This is a genomic window from Campylobacter portucalensis (assembly GCF_009690845.1).
Classification (GTDB): domain Bacteria; phylum Campylobacterota; class Campylobacteria; order Campylobacterales; family Campylobacteraceae; genus Campylobacter_B; species Campylobacter_B portucalensis.
This window is the reverse complement of record NZ_VWSJ01000044.1, coordinates 1-3,792: the sequence shown is the minus strand read 5'-3', so window position 1 is coordinate 3,792 and position 3,792 is coordinate 1. Positions and strand designations below refer to the sequence as shown.

4 protein-coding genes and 1 pseudogene are annotated in these 3,792 nt (G+C 26.6%); all 5 read right to left on the bottom strand.

Annotated elements, in window-relative coordinates:
- Positions 1–1,051, bottom strand: a pseudogene (locus tag F1B92_RS08455) (hypothetical protein); the annotation flags it as partial.
- Between the two features lie 36 nt (positions 1,052–1,087).
- Positions 1,088–1,210, bottom strand: a complete 123-nt coding sequence (locus F1B92_RS09410) for a hypothetical protein (RefSeq protein WP_268233934.1) — start codon at positions 1,208–1,210, stop codon at positions 1,088–1,090.
- Between the two features lie 61 nt (positions 1,211–1,271).
- Positions 1,272–2,117 (bottom strand): hypothetical protein, encoded by an 846-nt coding sequence (locus F1B92_RS08450; protein ID WP_154571406.1) that lies wholly within the window; start codon positions 2,115–2,117, stop codon positions 1,272–1,274.
- 363 nt (positions 2,118–2,480) lie between these two features.
- Complete coding sequence (locus F1B92_RS08445; RefSeq protein ID WP_154571405.1) at positions 2,481–3,413, bottom strand: hypothetical protein; 933 nt, start codon at positions 3,411–3,413, stop codon at positions 2,481–2,483.
- A 95-nt stretch (positions 3,414–3,508) separates the two neighbouring features.
- On the bottom strand, positions 3,509–3,792 hold a 284-nt coding region (locus tag F1B92_RS08865; RefSeq protein WP_195836336.1), incomplete at its 5' end, for a hypothetical protein.

Here is a 3,792-nt window from a genome sequence, read left to right as displayed (position 1 = left end):
CTCTGCCTTTACCGTCAGAGTCTTCGATAATATCTCCGTCTCCTGCTTTGTAGGTATCATTACCTGAGCCACCATATAGTTTATCGCTTCCATCACCACCATCTAGTATATCATCTCCATTGCCACCTTTTAAAATATCATCTTTGTTTGTGCCAGTAATAGTGTCATCGCCGTCGCCACCTATATAGTGAATTCCGTTTTTAATATATTTTTTAAAGTGATTTAAAAGTATTTGTGGAATTTTTATATTATAACCTTTGACTTTCAACTCTATATCTTGCGAAAAATCAAAATTCTTTGCTTTTGTTCCACTTATAGGATCTTTGTCATTACTTCCAAATATTACCAGTTTATTGTTTTCATCAAGGTAATCAATTACGCCTGATGGTATAATATCTGTCAAAAAATCCCAATAAAATTTTAGATAAGCTTCCCACCCGTCAGTATCTTTAAGTGTTTCTTCTATATTATTTTTATTAAATTCTTCTAAGCTATTGGTGTTTTTATAATCATTTGCTGTTATTGTTCCACTATTTAACTTTACGCCGCCGCCAAAATCTAATTTAACTGTTTTACCAATACCATTAGGGTCTGCAACCTGTTTTAAAATTTGATTTACCAAACTACTACCGCTGCCGCCTACAAAATCAAAATCTCCACCATCTTTGCCTATTATATATTCAACATTTTCAATTCTGAGTGGATTTAAATTTTCGTCTAAAACATAACGAATTTTATTTGTATCCAATCTTACATCAATAGTTCCAAAAACAAAGGCTAATTTTGCGAAATCCGGATTACTTAAATTCCTATTATAAAATGATATACTTGTTTCTGTATTTTTTGCATTATTTAAAATAATATCACTTGCACCATGATAAAATAAATTGGCAAATTGTTCTTGCGTAAGATAATATTCTCCATTTTTAAATTCGACAGGAGAATTTACATTTGTCCAAATTAAATTATTGCCATTTTTTGTCTTTCCACTAAAAAATGTTTCAAATAATCTAAAATCTTTGGCATTTATAAAATTACCAACTTTTTGCAAAAAGCTTGTTTTGTCAATTTTTAAAGTAATATTTTCTTATCTATCTATCCATTTTTCATCTGCTATTTTATCTCTTGGTGGTTGAGAATTTTGTCCCCAAATATACCAGCTTAAAACTTCTGTTGCATAATCGCCACTTAAATTTAATATTGTTGTCATTTTTTATCCTTTTTATTGAAATGTTTATTAAAATTTGTTTTTAAAAAATTTATTAAGCCTTTCAGCCACCTTTTGCTTCTCTTGCCATGATAAATTCATTTTCTATATCGTAATTTATATTTCCACAATTATCTATTTTTACATTGGGATAGCTTTTATTGCTTTTGACTAATTTTGATTTTTCCAGTTCATACTTTTCCTTTTCTTTATCGTAAAATATATCTCGCATAAAATTATTGTATTTACTAAAACTATAATCAAAATAAAATTTATATCCACCGACAAGTTTATCATTTTCAAAAATCGCAACATTATCTAATAAAATTTTACTATTCCAAAGTCCGTATGTAACAAATAAAATAGGTTTGTCAAATCCTGCCGTTATATTTCCAAAATTATTAAAATTAATATTTATATATTTCATTGGATTAATTTTTATAATTTTTAATTTTTCAAACAACAATTTACTCGTAGCTTTTTCTCTTATATTTAAATCATAATCAGTATTTTCCACTGGTATATATAAATCCATATAATAATTTTTAATTTTTTCCAACCAATTATTTAAATTTATTTCACTATCTAATTCATAATATCCAATTTCCATTTCGCTTTTCCACCTAGAACCATAATTGTCGGCTCTCCACTCATCAATCATTTTATCGATTTTAAGCTGTTTGTCCAAATACTCCCCAATAGCCCTTTTATACAGCTCTTCTTTATCCAAAATTTTATTTTCAGCCAAACAATAACCCTGATTATATTTGTTATAATCCCATAAATGCACTATTTCAAAGCCATATTTTTTAGAATAATTCGGCACGGTTCTAATAAAACTAACACATAAAATTATTACTACTGCAAAAATAATCCAACAGATTTTTTTAAATTTGCTATCAAATAGCATTTTAAATAAATGTTTTATTTGTAGCTTAAAATTATGCAATAATTTAAAACAAGCATAGAAAAAATTGTAAAATATATCTTTCACTTTCATTTCCTTTCAAATACCGACAGAGTCAGTATTATACAAAAAAGAAAAAAACAAATCAAGCTTAAATTTGTATGTTTTAGTTTCGCAGAACAGGATGTCCTTTTCCACTAAATTTTATATTTATCAAATTCATCATTTTCAATCCGTTGATTAATCATTGTGGTATAAAAAACCTACCATACGATACTTACCTTTCCAAATTCGAAAACCAACTCCAAAATTTTATTAAATTTTCATTTAATTCATAACCTGCAACTGAATATGTGTTTCTAGGACTTAATGAAGCCATTGCGTTCTCCTTTTATTAAATAATAAGTCTCGATTTTCTTTATCAAAAAAGAAAGTTCTTAGACATTTTACATTGTCAAAATCATAATAATCTACTGGATTATTAGGAAAATCATTTTCCAAATATATATCCATAAAACTAACTAAATTTATAACTTTAAAAATATAATCTTTGCCTTTGTAATTTATTATGTCGTAATATACTCCGTCATTATCAGGATTTATTCCAGCTGTTTTACTTAAAATTTTTCTATCTTTTAAAATGTCAAAATCTTTCTTCAAAGCTGATTTGCACATATCGTTATTTAAAATATATCCTGCTTTTAAAATTTGTACTGGCTTGGGATTTAGCACATATTTTGGATCATGATAATTTTGAAACAAAAGTAAGTTATTTTCTCCTAATAAATTTGTTTTATATAAAGTATAAGATATAGGCTTTATCATATTATCGGTGCGAGAGTCTAATTCAATGCCATCATAACGATAAACATTAAAAAACAAATCCATTCCCATATCATAACAATACCCCATAGTTTTTTTGAATTTTTCATCTTCATAAAAAACATTTTTACTTATAGGTTCTTTTATTTTTATATTTTTAAAATTCTTCAAATCATCGAAAAACACACTACAAAAATCATTATTTTCTTTTTTGAGCTTGGATAATTTATTTTGATAGGTTTTATTATCATCTGTAGTTGTTTTTATGGCTTGTAATAATTCATTTTCATTGTTATATGACAAACGCTTAAAATTTAATGGAGCCACTATTTGTTCATCGTTAAACGAACTAACTTTGTCATAATGTAAATTTGAGAATTTAAGTGCTTTGATTATTTCTTCTAATTCTTGTGACATATTTTCTGCGTATAAAAATGTAATGGAAATTAAAAATAAAAATATCGTCTTTATATTCATTTTGTTCCTTCTCCGAAATCTTACCAGCTTTTAGCTGAATTTATATTAAAAAAAACTATAATTTTATATTAAATTACTCACTTCCGATTTCGCTCTCACCCGTAAATCTGCAAATTTGATGAGCTGTTTTGTATATCAGCGAATGAAAAGCCGTCAAATTGGGAATCGTTCGAGCCATTTAGAGCATAAAAATCTTGAATGATTTTGTTGATTTGGGCATCTGAAATAAAATCACTTTCATTATCTAAATTTGAATTAAATTTAGCTGTATTTTGGCTAGGTAAATTTAATGGTTTGGCGATGTTTTCAATTATATTTGAGTTAAATTTGTTTGAAATGTCGTTGTATGTTATTTTATTCCATTTGTTTGTGATAAATT

Excerpts from the sequence above, each read along its gene's own strand:
- F1B92_RS08445 (WP_154571405.1), bottom strand. The coding sequence starts at position 3,413 with ATGAATATAAAGACGATATTTTTATTTTTAATTTCCATTACATTTTTA.
- F1B92_RS09410 (WP_268233934.1), bottom strand. The coding sequence starts at position 1,210 with ATGACAACAATATTAAATTTAAGTGGCGATTATGCAACAGAAGTTTTA.
- F1B92_RS08450 (WP_154571406.1), bottom strand. The coding sequence starts at position 2,117 with ATGCTATTTGATAGCAAATTTAAAAAAATCTGTTGGATTATTTTTGCA.